The organism is Arthrobacter sp. ISL-30, assembly GCF_018613855.1.
Lineage (GTDB): Bacteria > Actinomycetota > Actinomycetes > Actinomycetales > Micrococcaceae > Arthrobacter.
Map to the genome: position 1 here is coordinate 1 of NZ_JAGGPK010000048.1, position 21,874 is coordinate 21,874.

Sequence of the window (21,874 nt, forward strand, 5' to 3'; positions counted from 1 at the left end):
CAGCATCGGTGGATCAAGGCTTAGTGAGGTCCGTGATTTGCGAGGACCAACTAGATCGAAGGTCTGCCCAGCGTCGGTGAACCATGTTGTGGCTCAAAGCCCGGAGATCCAATACAAGTGCGCTAACCGGATTCCATGGCTTGGGAAGTGTTGGATTTGCGTTGAGAATTCCTCGCACGCACTCACATTGAATGCAGCCGGTCAGAAGCAAGACTGCAACGGGCGGCACGTAAGACATGCCCAATGTCAGTGCCATAGAGATAAATGCGGCGGCAGGAAATCCGTAGGCCAAGACTCTCATCAGAATCGAAAGGACTTTGCGTCCTTCATTAGAAGCATTTAGGGCAGCCACTGCCGGAACCAGGCTCCGAACAGGGCGAGAAGTCCTGCATAGAAGCAAATAAAGCGCAACCGCGCCGCGATTCGAGTCTTTTTCACCCATATGCAGCGCAACCCAAGTCAATCCTCGGAAAGGAGCCGTTGCCGCAATGAGCGCCAACATAAATTTGGATGGATTACGGAAGTCCAATCGGGTCGACAACGTTGCTGCTTGGTCGGATCCAAGGTCTTCCGGCGAGTGTCGTTCGAGTCGACTGAGGGCAAGAATGGCACCACCCAGCGCTATAAGTGGCGCCATGCCGGCTGCATCAAGCTCAAACGTCCTGACTGCTTCAAGTAGATGATTTCCAAAGGTGCCTTCCGCTTTCCCCGGAAAATAAGTCTGGGCCGCTCCAGAGTAGGACTGCTGTTCAAAAAAGGACGGCGCCACCTCCAAAAATTAACCCGATGTCAAAGGCAATGCTCCTACGTTCCTTCCGGCCAGCTTCATGCAGGCTATTTAGAGATGCCAATTTTATGGGTTTGGTCATAAGACGAGGCTAGGACGAAGGTATAACAGGGAAGCGGCCATATGGTGCTGGCCTTTGACGGGGCTGGGGGTCACGCAGCACACTTTTGCCTAGCGCCGACCACGGCCAGCCCTCGTTTCCAGAGACCAGGTGCCCCGGGGTCAAAGGCCTTCGGGGCCTGACGCCCGATCGGCTCGATCAATCTCCCGCTTATCGTCAATACCGGCCGCTCCGCTGTCCGGCCAGCAGCCGGGCCACTTCCTCGATGAGGTCGTAGGGGACAGGCTTGTTATGTGGAAATTTCAGCGTTCCCTTCGCGGCGCGATACGGCGTGATTCGCCGCTCGAAGTCCTCGTCTCCGTCCGGAATCGGGTAGACGGAAAAGTGATGCTTCCAGCCCGCGAAGTAGACCACATAGTGATCATTAAGCCTGATGGTTGGCAGGCCATAGCTGATCTTCTCGCCAGCGTTAGGAACTGCCGCGTGGCACCGCCGTCGGATTTCCTGGAGGACCTGCTGCACGTCGGGTGGATAGGAAGCGATGTACTCTTCGATAGTTGCAAAGTGTTCAGCCATGCTTTGCCTCGCCTTCGGTCCGCTTCGGCCATGCAGGCAGCAAGACGGCTACCGCGTCGTGAGCTCTGCCAATCACGCTGCCCCAAGTTTGCCCCAGCGCGCCTCGCCCTACTAGGGAGTTCGCGCCACCAGCGTCGTCCTCGTCGTCCGAGACCGAAACGACAGCAAACTGTGACCGACCCGGCATCGCTACTGTCTCACCCTGCTGCTTGACTATGGGCAGGCGATATTCCGTGGATGGACGGGGGGCAGTGATGCACAGGATTCGAACGGCTAAATTCGTGGCAGCTGCGGCCGCGCTGACCCTGACGGCGTGCTCGTCGCCCAGCCCCGAATTGCTGAAAGCCGACGGCGTCGAGAGGGTTTCGCTGCAACTCTCCGAATACGACGCCGACGTGCGGGCCTTGCGGAACTCCGCTTTTGTGCTCGGCAGCGCCCTGCTGGAAAACGGCGGCGACGGGTCCGACGGAAACACCGTCTCGTCGCCAGGCAGTTTGCTCATCGCCCTGGCGATGCTCCGCGCAGGTGCCTCCGGCGAAACGGCCGTCGAGTTGGACGAGGTGCTGGGATTGGCAGGGGTGCGTCGGGACGAGGCTATGAACGCCCTTCTCGCCTCATTGGAGGATTTCGACGGCGACCCCGGGTCCGTGGACGAGGATAACCCGCCAAAGCATCCCGTGCTGCACTCGGCCAACGGCTTATTCGTGGATAGGAACGTAACCACAGGCCCCGGTTATCTGGACACACTGGCGCGACATTACGGAACGGGGGTCTTTCCGGTGGACTTCAGTAACGAAGCGGCCACCAAACCTGCCATCGACGCGTGGGTGGATCGGAACACCGGTGGCCGGATCAAGCAGGCGCCAGCGAAATACGACGTCAGGAACACCTTCAGCCTGCTCAATGCCCTCTATTTTGCCGCCGCATGGCAGCATCCATTCGACGCCAACAGGACCTTTGACAGCCCCTTCACGAAGGCAGATGGCGAGCAGATCATGGCACCCGCCATGCGAAACGAACTCAAGGTCGCGTACGCCGAAGGTGCCGGCTGGCGTGGAGTGGACCTGCCCTACGCCGAAGGGTTCGTGATGAGGCTGATCCTGCCTGACCAAGCGGAGGGCGGCGACAAGGGGACGGGTACGAAGTTCGGAGCGGCAAAGCTCACGGACATCGCGGAGGCTTTCGGCGGTGCGGAGCCAGCCCAAGCCCAGGCCCAGGTCCAGGTCCAGCTACCCACCTGGGATCACAAGACCAGTTTCGATCTCCGCGAAGTGATGGCTGAGCTAGGACTGCAGAAGACACTCAGCACCAACATTGACTTTGACGCCATCCAACGGGAACTGATGCTGACTCAGGCTGCCCAAGCTGCCAACATCACCGTCGCGGAAAAGGGAACGGTGGCTGCAGCGGTCACGCAGATCAACGGCATGGTCACCAGCGCCCCGCCTGTGCCCGCAATATCCATCGAATTTGACCGGGCGTTCCACTACCAGGTTGTTCACGTCGAAACCGGCCTACCGCTGTTCATGGGGACGGTCGCTGACCCGCGCTGAAGGCGGCTCTGCTCTGAAGGGGGCTCCGCGCCGCCGTCGTTCTGCATCGCCCAACTGGGTCGCAGTTGTTGTCGTTATCAGGGTTCATAACGACAACTAATGCCAGTTACTTGGGTGGGAGGCGTTAGCCGTGAAGCGTCCGGTAGGCGGCAGCAGCCGCTGGGTGAAGCGGAACTCCCGCGGTGTTGATGAGCGTCTCCGGACTCAGGAACTGAACGCCCAGGCTGGATTTGGGAATGAGTTCCTGGGCGTGGTTCACCAACAATTCGACGGTGCCCTTGACGATGCGTTCATCCAGGTCGTTCCGGCACAGGAGCAGGTTGGCCACCCCGACCGTCCACACCGCCGACGCTCCCTCATAGCTGTTTGCAGGGATGAGGACCCGATCGTAGAAGGCGCCGTAACGCGTCCGCGTCGCCGGGATCAGGGCGGAGAGGTCGAGCAACCTGATTCCGACTTCCTTGTTGGCAGCCGTGATGGCAGCTGTGGGCACCCCGCCGGACCAGAACAGCGCATCCACGGACCCCTCGCGCAATGCTGCGAGCCCATTATTGAGGCCGAGGTTCAGCTCTGTGATCGTATTCGCTGCTGAAGGGTTGGCGGCAGAGGCACCAAGTCCGGACGCCGCGATGATCCGATGCGTGGTCAGTGACGTTCCTGAACCGGCCTCACCGATGGCGGCAGTCTTGCCGGCAAGGTCGCCAAATTGTCGAATGTCGCTGTCCTTCCGGACAATGCAGTGCACATAGTTTTCGTACACCTTGCCGAGGGCGACCAGCCCACCCGCGGCGGTGGCCGTAGCCTGCTCTGCCGCCGCAGCCTGCTCCGCCGCCGCATCTGCCAGAGCGACGGCGAACGTGGCCTCACCATTCAGGAGCCGCTCCATGTTTTCAAGGCTGCCCCCGGTAATCAGTGGCTCGGCATTGCTGGCTACCTCATGGCGCTGCAACGACTCGGCAAGCAGGGTGGCAAACTCCAGGTAGAAACCGCCCGTCTCGCCGCCCGCCACGGTGACTTTGCCTGGCCGTCCCTGCGGAGTGCACGCGGTAAGGCCGGGCAGCAGGAGTCCGGCCAGGCCCATGGCCAGTCCGGCTTTGAGGGCTACCCGACGCGTCGGAAAATCGGGCGAGGCAAGATCGTCGGAGCGGAGGTCAGTCATCAGGACACCGCCGGGCCGGAGGGGACAAGCTGTGGGGCGGGTCGACGGGGAAATTCGATGCGGGCAATCAGCCCATGCGGTGATCGTTCCTCCAGCACCAGGCGGGCTCCATTCGCCTCCGCCAGCCTGTCCACGATGGTCATGCCAAGGCCATTGCCCCGAATCTCCCGATGCCGTGGGGATCGCCAGAACCGAGTGGTGGACGCTGCCCGTTCCTCGGCTGAGAGCCCGGGACCGTCGTCGGATATCTCAATCGACGTCGCTTCCGGGCGATCGTGAATACCCACAGAGATGTGGCCGCCGGGGGCATATTTGATGGCGTTGGTGAGGAGCTCTCCAACCATGTGGGCCAGTTCATCCGCATTGCATGCCAGCTGCAACGGCGGCTCAGGCGGGGCCTGCAGCTCCAGGGTGCTTCCGGCGAGCCGCGCGGCGGGCGCGGCCCGTTCCACTTCCTCCTGCAGGACAGAGAAGGGATCGATGGGGGCCTGGCCTCCACGGGAAGCGGGGCCTAGCGGGCCCCTGGCTGAGCCCTCGAACGCTTTGTGCTCCGCGGCCGCGAGCTTGAGTACGCCGTCCAGGAGCTCTTCCACGCGTTCCACCTCTGCCACTACCCCTGCCGCCGCAGCTTGTTCCCTGTCAGTTTGCAGTTCAAGCTGCAGCAGATCGATCCTCAACCGCAGGGCGCCCACCGGGTTGCGCAACTGGTGGGAGGTGTCTGCGATCAGCTGGCGTTGGGAATCGATACTTTCGCTGACGGTTTGGGCCATCCTGCTGAAGGAACGGCTCAGTTCCCTTAGCTCCGGCGGACCGGCCTCAGGGAGCTGGCTTGTTTTTCCCGTTGACTCGAGTTCCGTCACGGCGGAGTTCAGGCGATGAACGGGACGCAGCACCCATCCGGTCACGCGCGCCGCGGCCAGGAGAAGGACAGTCCCCAGGGCGGCCGCCGCCAGTCCGACGACGAGCCATCGTTCCCGCAGTTTCTGCCTCGCCGCCTCCAGGTTCACTTCGAGGACAGCCTCGCCCAGGACCTGATTGGCGCTTCCAAAGGACCGGGAGATGACCTCGGAGCCGGCTCCAAATGGCTGAAGGGCGGGAAGGGTAGTGTCGCTGAGGTTCAGGCTGGCCCGGGATAACGCCTCACGCACTTCTGCCCGATCCTCACCAAGGCCGCCCGAGCGCAAGGTGCCTTGCGGCAGCCGGATCAGGATTCCTTCACCATACAGTCTCGAGTAGCCATCCATCTCCCTCTGCAGCTGACTGGAATCGTTGTCCGTTGCCGCGTCATAGGCCACTTGGGCGAAGCGGTTAAGGGCGGCAACACGGTTGATTTGGACCTCTTGGGTGAGCTCCCGGCTGGCGGACGTCAGGATCGCATTGGAAACGGCAATCACTATGAGGACGGACAGCAGGCTCAGGACGCCCAGGACGCGCAGTTTCACGCGGGATCCGCCTCAATCCGGTAGCCGACGCCGCGGACATTGATGATGAAACCGGGGAGCTGGAGTTTTGACCTCAACCCCGTCAAGTGCACGTCGAGTGACCGTGACGAGGCCAGGAAAGCGTCACCCCACAGCGCGTCCAGAATCTGTTCCCGGGTGACCACTGATCCGGCATGCCGGGCCAGCAGGGCGAGCAAGTCGAATTCCGTGGCCGTCAACGGGAGCACCCGGGAACCGACGGTCGCCACGCGCCGGTCAAGGTCGACGTCGAGATCGCCTAGCACGATGCTGTGGTGCTTGTTAGCACTGGAGCGGCCTGTGCGCCTCGTAACCGCTTCGATCCTGGCCAGCAGCTCAACCAGCTTTACCGGCTTGACGAGGTAGTCGTCCGCTCCGGAGCGCAGGCCGAGGACTACGCTGCGCTCATCATCCCTGGCTGTGAGAATCAGGATGGGGCACTGGGTGACCTGGCGGAGCTTCCGCAGCACGTCGAGGCCATCGAGATCCGGAAGCCCCAGGTCCAGCAGGATGACTTCGAATTTTCTGTGGACCAGGAGGGCATCCGCACCACGGGAAACCCTGGTTGCCCGGTGACCGGCAGAAAGCACGGCAGCATCGAGGGCGGACGCCATGGCGTCGTCGTCCTCGACGATGAGCACTTCCATTGCCTGGTCCTTTTTCCTGAGGAGGAGTCCCTTTTTTTGCTGGGTTTCCCTGAGGGGGAGTCCCAGATCGGGCGTCCACGGCCCGTTTGGAGATTACTCCTTCCTGAGGATTTTCGCCTTCCGGGGGAAAACCTAAGGAAGTGTTAGGAAATCCCCGCCAGCGTTGGTTGTGCCTTGGATCACGCATAGTTTGGCTGGTGTCCTCTGCTTCAGGGGGTCTGTCAATGTCGAGGAGGAACCATGAGCAAGGACGCCGTGGACAGCACTACAGCACACACAAAACGGTTGCCGATGGCGGCGCCGAGCAGGAAGGTTCGTCGATGAGCACGCAGCAAGCACTGCCCCAAACTGAGGCGGCACAGACTCGCAGAGCAGTCGGAAATATCCTGAAGGGATCCGCGGGCAACCTCGTCGAGTGGTACGACCTCTACGTCTACACAGTCTTCGCCGCGTACTTCCAGGCTCACTTCTTCAACTCCAAGGATGAGCTTCAGGCCGGCCTGGAAGCGATGGCCGTGTTCTCGACGTCGTTCCTCATGCGCCCCATCGGCGCCTGGTTCTTCGGCCGCTACGCCGACCGCAACGGCCGCAAGGCCGCGCTGACCCTGAGTGTGACCCTGATGTCCGCCGGTTCCTTCGCGATAGCCGTGCTGCCCACCCAGGACGTCATCGGCATCTGGGCCATGATCCTGCTGGTTCTGGTCCGTCTGCTCCAGGGCTTCTCCGTCGGTGGCGAATACGGCACGAGCGCCACGTACATGTCCGAGGCAGCCACATCCAGGCGCCGCGGCTTCTTCTCCAGCTTCCAGTACGTGACGCTAATCGGCGGCCAGATGCTGGCCCTGCTGGTCCTGGTGATCCTGCAAAACGTCATGGCCAAGGATGCACTTACCGAGTGGGGCTGGCGGATCCCCTTCGCCCTGGGCGGTGCGGCGGCCCTGGTTGTCCTGTGGCTCCGCCGGTCCATGGAGGAAACCGTCTCCGCAGACCAGATCCGGGCGGCGCACGTTCCGGTGGCGGGCGAGGCTCAGCCGGGCACCATGAAGCTGCTGTTCACCATGCACTGGAAGCCCTTGCTCATCTGCATCGGGGTGACCCTCGGCGGCACCGTGGCGTTCTACACGTACACCAACTTCATCCTGAAATTCATGAACGATACCTCAGGCATCGCCAAGACCGACACCTCCGTGATCAACTTCTGGGCCCTGTTCATCTTCATGCTCCTCCAGCCCGTCTACGGCCTCATCTCGGACAAGGTGGGCCGCAAGCCGCTGCTCCTTTGGTTCGGCGTCACTGGCGTTCTCTTCACCTGGCCGCTGCTGTCGACGCTGTCCGGGACCAAGGACCCGTTCACGGCGTTCCTGCTGATGATGGGCGGCCTGCTGATCGTGGGCGGCTACACCTCGATCAACGCGCTGGTGAAGGCGGAACTCTTCCCCGCGTCCATCCGTGCCCTCGGCGTGGGCCTTGGCTATGCAATCGCCAACTCCCTGTTTGGCGGCACGGTTCCGCTGATCGGAGCGGCCCTGCAGAAGGTGGGACAGGTGGAACTGTTCTTCACCTACGTCACTGTCGCGATCTTCATTTCGCTGCTGGTTTACATTTTCGCCCTGAAGAACAAGAAGTCGACCCACCTGGATGAAGAGCAGGGCAGCGCGTTTGGTCCGTCCGGTTCGGCCCGGTTTGCGGACGACGCAGCCAGGGACGAGGACGGTGACCTGGCCAAGGTCTAGTTTCCGGTTTCAGGCGTACGACGGCGGGTGCCCGGCTTGTGCAGGCCGGGCACCCGCCGTCGGCGTCCCGTGTGACGCTCACTCACTCCATACGGAGAACCGGCGGTGCGAGAATGGGGGTGGCCCGCCTTGCCGGTTCGGCCATTTCCAGTGCTAATACAGCGGGGCGACGTGCTACTTCCGCCGCCTGCGCGAACCACTACGAACGGATACGCCATGTCCTCCACCTCCGGCTCCAGCACGCTGAGCAGGCCCATCCCCAGATTTGCTTCGATCGGTTCTCCCTATTTCGGGATCATGCTGGCCGTGATGGCCGTGGTGCTGATCCTTTCCAATATCGGCGCATCCAAAGGGGTGGTTCTGGGCCCGATCGTCACCGATGGCGGGTTCTTCCTGTTCCCGCTGGCGTACATCCTGGGCGACGTCATGAGTGAGGTATACGGGTTCAAGGTGGCGCGCAAGGCGATCGTCACCAGTTTCGCGTTATCCGTGTTTGCCTCCCTCTGCTACTGGATCATCATTGCGCTGCCCGGCTTTGGCGACGACTACGGCAACGCGAAGCAGGCCGCGATCGAGGGTGCCCTGGGACCCGTGCCCTTGATCGTGTTGGGTTCGCTCCTTGCCTTCCTGGCGGGTCAGACCATCAACTCCTGGATCCTCGTGAAGATGAAGGCACGCACCGGGGAGAGGACACTGTGGGCGCGGCTCATGAGCTCCTCCGTAGTGGGTGAATTCGTAGACACGCTGATTTTCTGCAGCATCGCGGCATCCGTCATTGGCATCACGGACTTCCCGACGTTTGTGAACTACGTCCTTGTCGGCTTCTTGTACAAGACCCTCGTGGAGTTCCTGTTCGTCCCGATTACTGCGCTGGTCATCGGCTTGATCAAGAAGCGCGAACCGAGCTACGGCGTGAGGGTCTAGGCGGGTCCCATCGTCGCCGGGCCGTCGAAGTCGCCCGAACGGTGCGGGGTAGCGGTGTGGCTGTAGACGTAACGCCGCGTCGCGGGAAGGCGTCCAGCATGCCGGAACGTTAGGGCGAACCGGACGCGTTCCGGCTATGCCGGCGACGACGGCGACTACGGCGGGCCGCGACCGCGACGGCTATGCCGGCGACGACGGCGACGGGTCGCCTACCCGTAGTACCTTCCCAGAGTCTCCGCCTTGAACTCGAAGAAGGTCCCGGACTCGATGGCCAGCCGGGCATCGTCCACCATCTTCACTACGAAGCGCTCGTTGTGGATGGAGATCAACGTCGCGGACAGCATCTCGTGTGCCTTGTACAGGTGGTGGATGTAGGCACGCGAGTAGTTGGCGCACGCGTAGCAATCGCAGCCCTCCTGCAAGGGTCCGAAGTCGCGCTTGTACTTTGCACCAGAGAGGTTGTAGCGGCCGGTCGGGGTGTAGAAGGCGGAGTTGCGGGCGACGCGCGTGGGGGAGACGCAGTCGAAGGTGTCGGCGCCGTTTTCAATGGCCGTGAAGATATCGTCCGGTTCGGAGATTCCCAGCAGGTGCCTTGGCTTGTCCTCGGGCAGTTCCTCGTTGCACCAGCGCACGATCGTGCCAAGGTTCTTCTTTTCCAGGGCGCCGCCGACGCCAAAACCGTCAAACGGCATCGCCCCTAGGTCACGGCATGCCTTCCGGCGCAGGTCCTCATACTGTGCGCCCTGAATAACGCCGAACAGCGCCTGATACGGCTTATCTGCACGCTCTGCAGTCAGCCGCACGTGCTCGGCTACACAACGTTCGGCCCAGCGCCTGGTGCGTTCCAGCGACTCCTCCTGGTAGCCCCGGGAATTCTGCAGGGTAGTGAGCTCGTCGAAGGCAAACATTATGTCGGCGCCGATCTGGTGCTGCACCTGCATCGAGATTTCCGGGCTGAAACGGTGCCGGTCGCCGTTGAGGTGCGACTTGAACCAGACCCCGGCCTCGTCCACATGGGCCAGCCGCTCCTTGCCCGGGGCTACCGCATCATCCGGGCCCGAGGCGTCAAGACCTGTCATATCGATGACCTTCTTGAACCCCGAGCCAAGACTCATCACCTGGAACCCGCCGGAGTCGGTGAACGTCGGCCCCTCCCAGTTCATGAAGGCTCCAAGGCCGCCAGCCTCATCCAGGACCTCCGGTCCCGGCTGCAGGTACAGATGGTAGGCATTGGCCAGCAGTGCCTGTGCCCCCAGTTCCTTCATGGATTCCGGGAGCACGGACTTGACGGTCGCCTTGGTTCCGACAGGGATGAACGCCGGCGTCTGGATGCGGCCGTGTGGCGTATTGATAGTCCCCGTTCGTCCCAGGAATCTGCCGCCATTCGCTTCCTGCTGGGCCGACGACGGCGCGCACCTCTCCTCGATTCGCTCACCTACTCTGAAGGAGAAGGCAGGGGCGGATGCAGTTGTTTGATCAATCGCTGGCACCGTTCAAGTCTGCCAGCTTATGAGCCCGCCAGCCTGCGGGCCATGATCGGAAGGTCAGCCCAGGAGGTCAGCCGATAGGTTCGGACTCCGGGTACTTCTCCTCGCGCCACTTGTCCCAACGGTTGCGAATGGCCTCGAAGTCATGCGCCCCGAGGTCGTAAGTGGAGATGATCACCATTGACCCGCCGTCGGGCCTGACCTCTTCGACGGGCGGCTGGTCCGCCACTATCAGCAGGCCGTCACCATGTTCGGCGTAGCTGTGGACCGTCAGCCCCACCTGGTGGTTGGTCTTGTACCAGACCTTGCCGCTGATTTCCTCGCCCGTGTCCAAGGTCAAGGAGTAGCTTTCTCCACGCTTGGGCGGGTCATCCAGCCTAAGCTTGCTGATGATTGAACCGTTCTTTCCGGCTGCCTGGAAGAACAGGGTGCGGCGGTGTCCATGCGGGTGGTGTTCGATGGCGAACCGCAGCTGGTGGAGGAACGTCAGCCAGCCTTGGGTGATGTCTTCGTCCCAGGCAACCCATTCGGAGTCGTGGTCCAGCGCCGACCTGGTGACCTTGACTTCGGTGCCGGTGGGTACCGGCCGGAGCTCGAATACGTCGCCTCCGGCCACTGTCAGGCTGGTGTGGTCCGGAGCCTCGACGACGGTGTCGCTGAAGTAGATTTGATTGATTTCGTTTCGCAGATCCTCGGATTCCCAGCCATGCCACTGGGCAACCAGCGATGGTTCGCGCAGCATTGCCCAAACTTGCTGCGCGTCGCAGTTCATTACAACGCTCAGATTGTTCGTCATGGCCCGAATCTACAGCGGTTCCATAGGGCACAACAGAGGTATGCGGCTATCACTTAGCCTATGGAATCATGCGCGAATGGCGTCGAGTTCGTTTCCGATCCGACGCTCCAGCTCGCCCGGTGCGATGGTCTCCGAACCTCCGTGGGCTCTCAGGAACAGCAGCGCATCCAGCCGCAGCAGGCGCCATTCCCGTTCGGCCTCGTGGTTGGAGTTGTCCATGGCCCGGAAGATTTCCTTGTCGTAGAGATTGGGCTCGTTGAGGGCCCTCTGGCGGACCTTCGCGTTCATCCTTGCCTTGAAGGGATCTGATTCCCCGGACTCCGGTGCCTTAAGTAGCTTCTCGTACACTTCGGCCCGCTCGGGCATGCCGTTTTCGCGGGCGATATAGGCCGACAAAGCCAGGGCCCGCTCAATCGACGTCCAACGCCCAGGGTTTCCGTCGAAGGGGAGGACGTTCAGCAAATCCGCCACCGCCAGGGCGTTTTGCCAATCCTTTAGGACAACGAAAAGCTCGTTTGCGAGGTCGCTGAGGTCCCGCAGGCAGCTGCCCGACTTGGTATTGATGCCCTTCGCCAAACGCTCGCTGAGCAGCAGCACACCGTTCCGCCCGGGATGTTCTTCTGCCGCCGCGGCTACAACCCGCTCCGGCGTCCCGTTCGGTTCCGGGATGAGGGCCAGCTCTTCGGGGGTGGGGCCGTTGAATGTCGGCGGCACCTCGGGCTGGGGCGGGACGACGACGGCGGGAGGCTGCGCCGTCGAAGGCTCACCGACGGCGGGATCTGCGGGAGCGTCGGTGGTGGGGACGGCGGGATCTGCGGGAGCGTCTTGAACACCAGCGACAATGGCAACAGTTGAGGCCACCGCAATCCGGACCAGTCCGCCGTCGTGGGTGGTTACGGCGAGGAGGGCGGGTACTTGAAAGTCGTCGTACTGGACTTCGATTTCGCTGATTTCGGCCACCCGACCGTCTTCCGGCAGGAGCAGGGAATCGCCGGCCCGCAGAGCTCCAGCCTGCTTTTCGACATACTGCTGTGCGGCTGGGCTGTGGGGCATCGGAGTCCTTTGGTTCACGGTCAGTCCGCCCACCAGTCTATAAAACCGACCGTGCGAAGTGGTGGAGGCCCGGGACGTAGGGCCCGGGATCAGAACCTAGAAGCCGACTCCCGCAAAGGCGAGCGCCTGGCGAACCAAGGCCCCCCGGCCGCCGTGGAATTCCTGCTGGACCTCGTCGCTGAGGACTTCTTCAGGCGTCATCCACGTCAATTCAAGGGCGTCCTGGCGCGGATCGCATTCACCTGTCACGGGGATGACATAAACCAGGGACACGGCGTGTTGCCGATCGTCGGTGAAGCCAGTCTGCGAGGGCGCGGGGAAGTATTCCGCCACTGTGAACGGGACGGGGCTGATTGGCAGCTGCGGGAAGGCCAGCGGGCCGAGGTCCTTCTCCATGTGCCGGAGCAGCGCCGCCCGGATGGTCTCGCGGTAGAGCACGCGCCCGGACACTAACGAACGCACCATAGTGCCGTCTGCATCACCTTGCAACAGCGTGCCCACTTCGTTCACGAACCCCAGCGGATCCAGCCGAACCGGTACCGCCTCTACGTAAACCATCGGTAGGCGGCCACGGGCTTCGAAGAGATCTTCGTCGGAAAGCCAGCCTGAGTATGGGTCTGGGGTGCGAACGTTCATGGTTAAGTTCTACCGCATCCCCTGACTAACGGCGCTGTGGCCCGTCACGAGTTGGGATGTCGAGGGGTGAGATCTCGGCTGAATAGCCCGGCGAAAGCGCCGAGAGCTCGCACCTCGGCAGCCTCGCTCCTCGACGACTAGCGGGCCGGCTGTGAAATCCAGACCGCCGGGGCCTCGGCATCGGGATTGGCGACGTGCAGCGAACGCCCGTACGCCTCCTCGGTCACGCGAACCTCGTGGCCCGCTGCGGTGAGGCGCGCCGCCAGTGCCTCCAGGTCGCCGTCGTACTCGAAGCCGATCCCCGCGTGGGCAGGGCCTGAACCGGGGCGGACCATGAGGACGCCGCCGTTCTTGGCAGTGAAGTCGGCGGTTTCGTCGTTGTCCGGAACCGGCCTAAAGCTCGCACCGATGGCGTGCAGGGTTTCAATGGCCGCCTCCGGTTTCTCAGTGAACCAGACCTCGACGACGGTCAGCGCCGGATCTGCGTCCGCGCAGTTCGCTCCGTGCTCGGCTTTGTCTGCCAGGAACGTGAAGCCGTCGCCGCTCCTGATGCGGCAGGCGTCCCCCCGGTCGGCGCTTATCACTGTTGCTGCGTCGGCGTCGGGCCCTCCGGCGGCCTCATTGGTGCGGCGGGCGAACTCCGCCAAGTCGCCCACTTCCACACCAAAAACTGTGGCGCCGGCCTCTGCAAAGGCGGAATCAGTGGGGTGCAGCGCAAGGCGCCCGGCACCGGCGTCGAACTCCTTCCAAGTGCCTTCGTCGACCGATTTGACCATGCCTATTGCAGTCAGCAATTCCTCCCATTCATTGAGGTTTGATGTGAAGTGGATGGGTCGAACTCGCAGCATCGGCTCTCCTCAGGACGGCAGTGACATCAGCAATCTAACCCATGACCGGTTGCGTGAGGACGGTACGCTGGGAAAATGCCAATCGAAGCGCCAGAACTGCTGGTCAAGGATGCCCGTGAATGGCGCTCTTGGCTGGAGGCGAACCATGCCGACAGTTCCGGCGTGTGGCTGGTCCTGCATAAGAAGGGCGGAAACGTCACCGAGCTTGACCACAAGGCGGCGCTCGATGAGGCGCTCTGCTTTGGCTGGATCGACGGCCAGGCCAAGAGGCGCGACGACGAAAGCGTCTTCCAGTACATGACCCGACGGGGCCCCAAGAGCCCCTGGTCGGCCATCAATGTCGGTCACGTGGCACGGCTGGAAGCCGAAGGAAAGATGACCGACGCCGGACGGGCCGCCGTCGAGAGCGCCAAGGCGGACGGGCGCTGGGAAGCCGCCTACGCGGCTTCGGCCTCTGCGGAAGTTCCGGAGGACCTTGCGGCGGCGATTGCCGCGGTGCCCGAGGCCCAGGCCATGTTCGACGTGCTCACCAAGACGAACCGATTTGCCCTCATCTACCGCACCAATTCAGTGAAGCAGGCAGCGACGAGGCAGAAGAAGATCGCGGGGTTCGTTGAAATGCTGGCCCGCCACGAGACGCCTTATCCGCAAAAGAAGAAGCCCATAGCCTGATGCCGCACCGGACGTTCCGTTAATGACTGGTTCCGCTAAAGGGCGCATCCCGTTAAGGGCCAGTTCCGGTAAAAGCGGCCTGCTCCTGTAAAATGGGTGGTTCAACAATGCCGGCGCCGTCCTGAAGTCCAAAGGACGCGCGGGCATTTTTTGTTTTGTCCCCAATGATTGGCCCCCATGTTCCCATCAGTCCTGTCCGCATTCCGTCGCCGGACCGTCGTCGCTGCCGCTGCAATCGCCATCGTCGTAGGGCTTGTCGCCCTACTGCTCGTGGTCGGATCCCAGGGACACGAAGCGGACCGCGCCCACGGTGAGGGGCGTGACCGGGAGCTGGCGATGCAGGCCCTGGCGGATATCGCTGGCGCCCAGGCCGTGTCGAAGGAGCGGAACGGCTCGTTCACGTCCTACTCTCCCGACGCCGGCGACCGCAGCCTCGAAGCGTCTGGCCACACGATCCGCCGGGACGGGATCTCGGATGTTCAGAGCATTGCGTGCCGGGACGGTTGGATGGCTGCCGCCCGCACCGGAACGGAGACCTATCTGCGGTCCAGCTCCCGGGCCGACGTCGTGAAAGTTGCCGACGCCGTGACGGTAGCCGACGCCGCCGAACGTCCCGACTGCATCAGCCCGTTCGCGGTTGAGCGGATGCTCGCCGACGTCGGCGCGGCTTCAGTGGAGGCTGCCCCCGCGGGAATCAGCTTCACCCGCCCTGCTGAAGACAAAGGCTATCGGCCCAGCTACCACCTCACGCCGGAGCAGCGTTGGATGAATGATCCCCAGCGGCCGTTTTTCCTCGATGGAGTGTGGCACTACTACTACCTGTACAACGCCGACTACCCACAGGGAAACGGCACCGAATGGTTTCACGTCACTAGTACTGACCTTGTCCACTGGAAGGACGAAGGCGTTGCGATCCAGAAGTACAAGAACGGGCTGGGGGACATCGAGACGGGCAGCGCCGTCGTGGACCACGACAACACCGCTGGCTTCGGCAAGGACGCTGTGATCGCCCTCCTGACACAGCAGGACGACGGCGTGCAGCGGCAGTCGCTGTTCTACTCCACCGACGGCGGTTACTCCTTCAAGGAGCACGACGGAAACCCCGTGATGGACAACCCCGGGGCGAAGGACTGGCGCGACCCCAAGGTCATCCGCGACGAGGCAAACAATCAGTGGGTCATGGTCCTCGCTGAGGGCCACAAACTGGGCATATACACGTCGAAGGACCTCAAATCCTGGACCTACGTGTCCGGCTTCGAGCGCACGGGCCTCGGCGCCCTCGAATGCCCGGACCTCTTCCAGATGGATGTCGACGGCGACCCCTCCAAGCGCACTTGGGTCCTGGCCGCCAGCGCCAACGGAGCCGAGGAAGGACGCACCACCGGCGTGGCGTATTGGACCGGGACATGGGACGGTGCCACGTTCACCCCCACAGACCAGCAGCACCAGTGGCTCGACGCCGGGGCCGACTTCTACGCCACCGTCACTTGGGACGATCCCCGCCTGACGGAATCCCAGCGGATGGCATCACGCCACGCTATTGGCTGGATGAACAACTGGACCTACGCCCGCGACCTTCCCACGGACGGTTGGCACGGCGGAGCGGACACGATCGTGCGGGACCTGCGACTGGCCACCATCGAGGGGACACCGCGGCTTGTTTCGACGCCGACTCCGGCCCTGCGCTCGCTGGAAGGCCACCCGATCGACGTCGACGAGCGGAAGTTCGGCAGGGACGGCGCGGCTGGGCTTCCGGTTCCCGAAACGGGGGCCTATAAGCTCGACGTCCAATTCCAGCGGCAGCACGGGGAAGACGGTTCGCAGGCCTTCCTCGAGTTGCGCAACGGGGACAAGGTCTTCGCAAAGCTCGACTACGACTTCGAATCGCGCATGCTGTCGCTGACGCGGGAGCCGGATGCCGGCGGAGCTATGGAGAAAGAGTCGGCCGCCTCCACCTACAAAGAAGCCCGGCGGGTCGGCATCGAACCGAAGGACGGAAGCGTGTCCTTGACGGTCTACGTCGACTACGGCTCCGTGGAGGTCTTTGCCAGTGGGGGCGAGGAGACCCTGACGTCGCTGGTATTCCCGCACGACGGCGCGCCCTCCTTCGGCGTGGCCTCCGGCGGCGGAGAGCTGACTCTCAAGTCGCTGCGCTACACGCCGCTGGCTGCAGCGAAATAGCTCAACCCCGCGGTTTCAGCCCTCCAGCGGGAAGGCGACTCCTTCGCCCACCACTCGCAGGCAAAGTTCCATGCCAGGTCTGGCAATCGAGGCGTTCCAGTGGCGAATAGTGATGACTTCTCCGCCGCCGGGGAAGCGGGGATCCGGCACGGCACCTGACGCAAGTTCCGGGGGCACGGCCAACTTCAGGCGCACGGTAGTTTCAGGGCCGAAGTAGTCAGTGTCCACTACAACGCCGCGGATAGGGCCGTCCTCCGCGATCCGGATCTGCTCCGGACGAAGCATGAGCTGCACGCGGCCTTGGGCAGGGGGACGACGGACGGGAATGGCTCCCAGCGAACACGTTGCGAGGGATCCCTCCATCCACGCGTCGAGGATGACGGCGTCACCGAGGAACTCTGCCGTGGCACGATCGGCCGGACGGGTGTAGACCACGAACGGGTTCCCAATCTGCGCCAGCTTCCCGCCGCACATGACGGCTACCTGGTCCGCGAAGGAGAGGGCCTCGGCCTGGTCGTGCGTCACCAGGATGGTGGTCACACCGGCAGCATTGAGCACCTTCGCAACCGTGCGTCGCGTGGCCACGCGCAGACCGGCATCCAGGGCTGAGAAGGGCTCGTCGAGCAGCATAAGTTCCGGCTGCCGTGCCAGCGCCCTCGCAAGGGCCACGCGCTGCTGCTGCCCTCCGGAGAGCTGATGCGGGCGGCGGTTGGCCAGGGCGGGATCCAGCGCCACCATTTCCAGCAGTTCCCCGACCCGCGAGCGAATCCCTCGGCGGCCCGAACCGTGGCCATTGAGCTTGCTGGAGTCCAGGCCGAAGGCGATATTCTGGCCTACGGTGAGGTGCGGAAACAGCGCGCCGTCCTGTGCCACGTAGCCAATCTGCCGCTTATGGGCGGGCACCCAGACCCCGTTTCCGGAAACCAGACGACCATTGAGGCTGATGGTGCCGGTAGCTGGATGTTCAAACCCCGCGATGAGCCGCAGCAAGGTCGTTTTTCCCGACCCGGAGGGTCCCACTATGGCGGTAGTGCCGCCTTTTGCGACATGCAGGTTGACCCCCTTCAGCACCGCTTGGGAACCGAAGTTCTTGGTGGCGTCCGTGATGTCCAGATGGCCGTTGGTGGTGGGGGCCACGGAGGGTGCGACGCGCGGTTCGGGGAGCCTCGAGGGGGCTTGCTCGGTCACTGTCCGGCTACTTTCTTGGACTGTTGGAACAGCAGGTAGGTCATGGGGGCGGAAAGTACGATCATCAGCAGGGCATAAGGCGCTGCGCCCGAGTAGTCGATCTCGCTGCTCTTGCTCCAGAATTGCGTTGCCAATGTGCGGGTGCCGTTGGGGGCGAGCAGCAGTGTGGCCGTCAGTTCATTGACGATCGCTAGGAATACAAGGGCCGTTCCGCCAGCCGCGGCAGGGGCGGTGAGCCGCAGCGTGACCCTGAAGAAGGAGACCAGCGGGGGCTTCCCAAGCACCCGCGCGGCCTCGTCAAGTTCCTTGGGGGCCTGGGCCAATCCCGAGCGGAGATTCACCAGTGCACGGGGCAGGAAAAGCAGCACGTAGGCGGCAATCAATACCCCGGCGCTCTGGTAGACGCCAGGGACGGCGCGGATGCTGACAGTGACGAAAGCGAGGCCCACCACGATCCCGGGAAGGGAGCTGGTGACGTAATTGGACAGTTCCAGTAGCTTCGTGAACCAGCTTGCGTGCCGGACTGCCAGGTAAGCCATGGGAAAGGCCACCACTGTAGTCACAACGGCTCCCGCGAGTGCGTAGCCCAGCGTTTGCAGGAGGGCGGGCAGGATTTCAGTGGCGCCCCAGACCTGCGCGCCGCCCGCCATGACCCAGCGCAGGACCGACCAGAGCGGCAGCCCGAACGCCAGCAGCGTGAGTGCCAGCAGGGCCAGTTGGGCGGGAGCCTGGTAGTGGCGCAGCGGCAGCCGAACGGCCTTGGCCTGGGCCCCGGAGCCTACCCGGGCGTAGCGCGCTGTGCCACGGCTGCGGACCTCGATCAGCAGCAGTATCAGGCAGAAAAACACCAGGACGCTGGCCAGCATGTTGCCCGCTGATCCGTTGAAAGTGGACTGGTACTGGATCATGATCGCCGTCGTGAAGGTATCAAAGCGGATCATGGCGAACGCCCCGTACTCAGCCAGCAAGTGCAGCGAAACCAGGAGTGCGCCACCGATCATGGCAATACGGAGCTGCGGCAGGATTACCCGGAAGAATACTGCCCACGGCCCCAGGCCCAGCGATGCCGCGGACTGCTCGATCGCGGGATCCAGCCGGCTTAAGGTGGCAGCGACAGGGATGTAGACGAGGGGGAAGTAGGACAGGGTGGCGATCAGTACGCCGGACCAGACACCTTCCAGCGATGGCACCGCGGAGACCCAGGCATAGCTGTTGACGAAGGCGGGAATTGCGAGCGGCGCTGCCAGGGCAACTGCCCAGATCCTGTGCCCGTGAAGCCTGGTGCGTTCGACGAGCCAGGCGCCGCCGACGCCGGCCACGAGGCACAAAGGCACGGTGAAGAGCATAAGGAGCAGCGTGTTGACCAGAAGCTCACCCACTCGCGGGCGGAAGATCAGTCCGACGGCGGCATCCCAGCCGGTTGCCCACGTCATGTAGGCGACGTAACCCAACGGAACGAGGGAAAACAGGGCGATCAGTACGGCGATGGCCCCGAGCGCTGAAGCGCCGAAAGGCGGGCGAGGGCGCTTGCCCTTGCCCGCCGTCGTGCCCCCCGGAAGCTCGGGGGCCGATAGACCAGTGGTCATGGAATTACAGCAGTCCTGCCTCAGTCATCAGCTCGGTGACCTTCTTGGAGTTCAGCTTGGCGGGGTCAACAGTGGGTGCTTGCAGGTCCTTGATGGGAACCAGCTTGTCATTCGCGGCAACCTCGGAAGCGATGGCGTATTCGAAGGAGGTGCCGTCCTTCAGGATCTCCTGGCCCTTCTTGCCGGTGATGAACTTCAGGAAAGCCTGGGCCTGCTCGGCCTTCTTGGAGGACTTCAGCACACCGCCGCCCGAGACCGAGAGGAATGCGCCCGGATCCTGGTTCTTGAAGTAGTACGGCATGACGTTCTTGGAGTTTTCTCCGGTCTTCGACTGGTCACCGTAGTAGTAGTAGTGGTAGATCAGGGCGGCGTCCACCTCTCCGGCGTTGACGGCCTTCATGGCGGTGCTGTTGCCCTTGTAGGCCTTGAAGTTCTCCTTCATGCCTGCGAGCCATTCCTTCGTGGCGGCTTCGCCCTTGAGTTCAAGGAGGGCCGAAACGATTGCCTGGAAGTCGGCGCCCGACGGCGACGCGGCCCACTTGCCCTTCCACTCCGGGCTGGCCAGATCCAGCATGGACTCGGGCAGCTTGTCTTCGCTCAGCTTGGCCTTGTCGTACACCAGCACGGTAGAACGGGCGGCGATGCCGGTCCACTTGCCTGTGGAGGGTCGGAATTCGGCAGGAACTTGGTCGATCGTGGCCTTGTCTACGTCCGCGAAGAGGCCCGCGTTCTCCACCTGCGCCATTGCGGGAGAGTTCTCAGTGAGGAACACGTCGGCGGGGGAGGCCGCGCCTTCCTGGACGATCTGGTTGGACATCTCCGTGTCCGAGCCCTGGCGCAGCACAACCTTGATGCCGGTTTCAGCAGTGAAGGCTTCGATCCATTCCTTGGTCAGGCTCTCGTGCTGGGCGTTGTAGACGGTGAGCTCACCGGGGCCTGCGGTAGGTGCCTCAGTCGCTGCGGGAGTGGCGGAGGGGCTGGAGCCACAGGCTGCCAGTCCGAGTGCAGCGGTGGTTGCGAGTGCAATGCCGGCCAGTGCCTTTGAGCGGATCATCATTGGAGCTGCTTTCTGCGAACACGAGTTGTGGGACCGCGGTCCTCTTGACCCCGGGAGAAGTGGCGTCAATGGAAAAATGGTAGGTTAGCCAAACCTAAGCACCAAGCTAAGAGGTAGTTAAGTGACTGACATCACAACAATTACGTCAGTGTTGCGTTTCGTAATTTAAGTCAGTCGCCCTTACGTGAGCGTGGCGGCAGCTTCGAGCGTCATCCATGCCTGCAGCTGCGTGGAAAGCTCGACGGCGGACCCTGGCGGATACGTTTCGGCCGCGGGCAGTTGCGCGTGGACTGAGAAGACCAGCCAGTCCGGGGCCTTGGTTCTTCCTTTTTCAGCTCGTTCGGGGCGGAGCATCCTGCCAGCCCAGAACGCCTCGGCCGTGTCTGTGACGAGCCGTTTCGCGGTAGCACGGGTCGTTGCGGGAAGTCGAGGATCGGCCGCGGCGAGGGCGAGGTACCGCGCCAGGATCCCCGTAAACAACCCGCCGTCGCCGGTTCCGTCGCAGCGCAGAAGCCGGTTGGCAACGCCGACTGCAGGAACCGTGAGGTGACGGTCGACGGCGGCAACGACGACGGCGGCGCGGTCCAGGTTCCGCTCCCCTCCGAGCTCAAGGAAGGCGCCCAGGATGGGTCCCTGGTTGTAGGTGTAGACCCCTTCTTCCAGGATTTCTTGCCCGTTGCTGATCCGGATGCCGTCCAGGTAGAGGCCACGGTCGGCGTCGAAAAGGCGGGCATTCAGCCAGTCCACCAACGCCTGTGCCTTGTCCGGATACCCGGAGCGGGCAAAGTAGAGGGCGACGGGTGCGGTGGCCGGAGTGTTCTTGAAATCGCGCTTGATGCTCCAGAAAGTGCCGCCACCCAGGTCATCCGTTGAAGCGGAGTCGAATTCGAGAGACAGCCTGCGCCGGATTCGGTCATTGCGCCTGCGCCCGGGCTTTCGTGACTGATCCGCGAGCTTCTGCAACCGCTGGGTGGACAGGGCAAACCAGGCCATGTCGTCGTAGTAGCTGTTAGTGAAGCGCAGGAGGTTCCTGAGCCGGATTCCCGTGACGAGCCGGGACGCGAGCCTGCCTGCGCTGGGACGGAGGCCGCCGTCGAACCTGGTGCCGGTTGCGAGCTCGCGGAACCCCGTATCCACCAGGCAGTCCAGATAGTGCGCCTGCCACCAGTAATGCCACGGGCGGAAGAGATTCTGGAGCCGGTTGGAGGGGTGGGCCACTGCGCCCAGGTGGGTCCAGGGGAGGAAGGGAAGGCGCTGGCCGAAATGCCGGGTAACAGCCCGCGCCGCCGCAGTAGCCCGGTCTGCTGGTGCGGGTTCTCCTGAAGATGGTTCTCCTGAAAGGCGTGGGACGTCCTCGGGGCGGGGCATAGCGCCAGCCTAGCTGAGCTCTGCTGCAGCCTAGCTGAACACTGCTGCAGCGATGCGTGGGCCAGCTGCAACTGAGCATTGCCAGGCCGTCGTTCGGCGCCG

18 protein-coding genes are annotated in these 21,874 nt (G+C 63.1%); 5 read left to right on the plus strand and 13 right to left on the minus strand.

Annotated elements, in window-relative coordinates; genetic code table 11:
* Positions 1–1,064 precede the first annotated feature (1,064 nt).
* Positions 1,065–1,424: an iron chaperone gene (locus tag J7E82_RS17565; RefSeq protein WP_214864950.1), complete on the minus strand. Its 360-nt coding sequence runs from the start codon at positions 1,422–1,424 to the stop codon at positions 1,065–1,067.
* A gap of 254 nt (positions 1,425–1,678) precedes the next feature.
* Here J7E82_RS17565 and J7E82_RS17570 point away from each other — a divergent pair, with 254 nt between their 5' ends.
* Positions 1,679–2,977 (plus strand): serpin family protein, encoded by a 1,299-nt coding sequence (locus J7E82_RS17570; RefSeq protein WP_214865032.1) that lies wholly within the window; start codon positions 1,679–1,681, stop codon positions 2,975–2,977.
* A 124-nt stretch (positions 2,978–3,101) separates the two neighbouring features.
* Here J7E82_RS17570 and J7E82_RS17575 read toward each other — a convergent pair whose 3' ends face one another.
* From J7E82_RS17575 to J7E82_RS17585, 3 genes are read right to left on the minus strand one after another with little or no spacing between them, the layout of a single operon-like run.
* Positions 3,102–4,136 carry a TAXI family TRAP transporter solute-binding subunit gene (locus J7E82_RS17575; RefSeq protein ID WP_214864952.1) on the minus strand — a complete coding sequence of 345 codons (1,035 nt, stop codon included), beginning with the start codon at positions 4,134–4,136 and terminating at the stop codon, positions 3,102–3,104.
* On the minus strand, positions 4,136–5,578 hold the full coding sequence (locus J7E82_RS17580) for a HAMP domain-containing sensor histidine kinase (protein ID WP_214864954.1): 1,443 nt from the start codon (positions 5,576–5,578) through the stop codon (positions 4,136–4,138). Before J7E82_RS17580 ends, J7E82_RS17575 begins: the two co-directional genes overlap by 1 nt.
* On the minus strand, positions 5,575–6,243 hold the full coding sequence (locus J7E82_RS17585; protein ID WP_214864956.1) for a response regulator transcription factor: 669 nt from the start codon (positions 6,241–6,243) through the stop codon (positions 5,575–5,577). Before J7E82_RS17585 ends, J7E82_RS17580 begins: the two co-directional genes overlap by 4 nt.
* Positions 6,244–6,563: 320 nt before the next feature.
* Here J7E82_RS17585 and J7E82_RS17590 point away from each other — a divergent pair, with 320 nt between their 5' ends.
* Entirely contained in the window at positions 6,564–7,976 is a 1,413-nt protein-coding gene (locus J7E82_RS17590) for an MFS transporter (RefSeq protein WP_214864958.1), read from the plus strand.
* Positions 7,977–8,192: 216 nt separating this feature from the next.
* Positions 8,193–8,900 carry a queuosine precursor transporter gene (locus tag J7E82_RS17595; protein ID WP_214864960.1) on the plus strand — a complete coding sequence of 236 codons (708 nt, stop codon included), beginning with the start codon at positions 8,193–8,195 and terminating at the stop codon, positions 8,898–8,900.
* A 209-nt stretch (positions 8,901–9,109) separates the two neighbouring features.
* Here J7E82_RS17595 and tgt read toward each other — a convergent pair whose 3' ends face one another.
* From tgt to J7E82_RS17620, 5 genes are all read right to left on the minus strand, one after another.
* Positions 9,110–10,390: a tRNA guanosine(34) transglycosylase Tgt gene (tgt, locus tag J7E82_RS17600; RefSeq protein ID WP_214864962.1), complete on the minus strand. Its 1,281-nt coding sequence runs from the start codon at positions 10,388–10,390 to the stop codon at positions 9,110–9,112.
* A gap of 67 nt (positions 10,391–10,457) precedes the next feature.
* Positions 10,458–11,183, minus strand: a complete 726-nt coding sequence (locus tag J7E82_RS17605) for an SRPBCC domain-containing protein (protein WP_214864964.1) — start codon at positions 11,181–11,183, stop codon at positions 10,458–10,460.
* 66 nt (positions 11,184–11,249) lie between these two features.
* Complete coding sequence (locus J7E82_RS17610) at positions 11,250–12,236, minus strand: DUF6707 family protein (RefSeq protein ID WP_214864966.1); 987 nt, start codon at positions 12,234–12,236, stop codon at positions 11,250–11,252.
* 96 nt (positions 12,237–12,332) lie between these two features.
* Complete coding sequence (locus J7E82_RS17615; RefSeq protein WP_214864968.1) at positions 12,333–12,872, minus strand: NUDIX hydrolase family protein; 540 nt, start codon at positions 12,870–12,872, stop codon at positions 12,333–12,335.
* A gap of 137 nt (positions 12,873–13,009) precedes the next feature.
* A complete protein-coding gene (locus J7E82_RS17620) occupies positions 13,010–13,720 on the minus strand; it encodes a VOC family protein (protein ID WP_214864970.1) in 711 nt (236 codons plus the stop codon).
* 75 nt (positions 13,721–13,795) lie between these two features.
* Here J7E82_RS17620 and J7E82_RS17625 point away from each other — a divergent pair, with 75 nt between their 5' ends.
* Positions 13,796–14,392, plus strand: a complete 597-nt coding sequence (locus J7E82_RS17625) for a YdeI family protein (protein WP_214864972.1) — start codon at positions 13,796–13,798, stop codon at positions 14,390–14,392.
* A gap of 177 nt (positions 14,393–14,569) precedes the next feature.
* The gene (locus tag J7E82_RS17630) at positions 14,570–16,573 is read left to right on the plus strand and encodes a glycoside hydrolase family 32 protein (RefSeq protein ID WP_214864974.1); all 2,004 of its coding nucleotides are present in this window, start codon (positions 14,570–14,572) and stop codon (positions 16,571–16,573) included.
* Positions 16,574–16,588: 15 nt separating this feature from the next.
* On the opposite strand, the gene J7E82_RS17635 is transcribed toward J7E82_RS17630, so the two are convergent.
* From J7E82_RS17635 to J7E82_RS17650, 4 genes are all read right to left on the minus strand, one after another.
* The gene (locus tag J7E82_RS17635; RefSeq protein ID WP_214864976.1) at positions 16,589–17,761 is read right to left on the minus strand and encodes an ABC transporter ATP-binding protein; all 1,173 of its coding nucleotides are present in this window, start codon (positions 17,759–17,761) and stop codon (positions 16,589–16,591) included.
* A complete protein-coding gene (locus tag J7E82_RS17640) occupies positions 17,758–19,347 on the minus strand; it encodes an iron ABC transporter permease (RefSeq protein WP_214864978.1) in 1,590 nt (529 codons plus the stop codon). The genes J7E82_RS17635 and J7E82_RS17640 overlap by 4 nt, the downstream gene beginning before the upstream one ends.
* 4 nt (positions 19,348–19,351) lie before the next feature.
* The gene (locus J7E82_RS17645; protein WP_214864981.1) at positions 19,352–20,404 is read right to left on the minus strand and encodes an iron ABC transporter substrate-binding protein; all 1,053 of its coding nucleotides are present in this window, start codon (positions 20,402–20,404) and stop codon (positions 19,352–19,354) included.
* A 180-nt stretch (positions 20,405–20,584) separates the two neighbouring features.
* The gene (locus tag J7E82_RS17650; RefSeq protein ID WP_214864983.1) at positions 20,585–21,772 is read right to left on the minus strand and encodes a glycoside hydrolase family 76 protein; all 1,188 of its coding nucleotides are present in this window, start codon (positions 21,770–21,772) and stop codon (positions 20,585–20,587) included.
* Positions 21,773–21,874 lie beyond the last annotated feature (102 nt).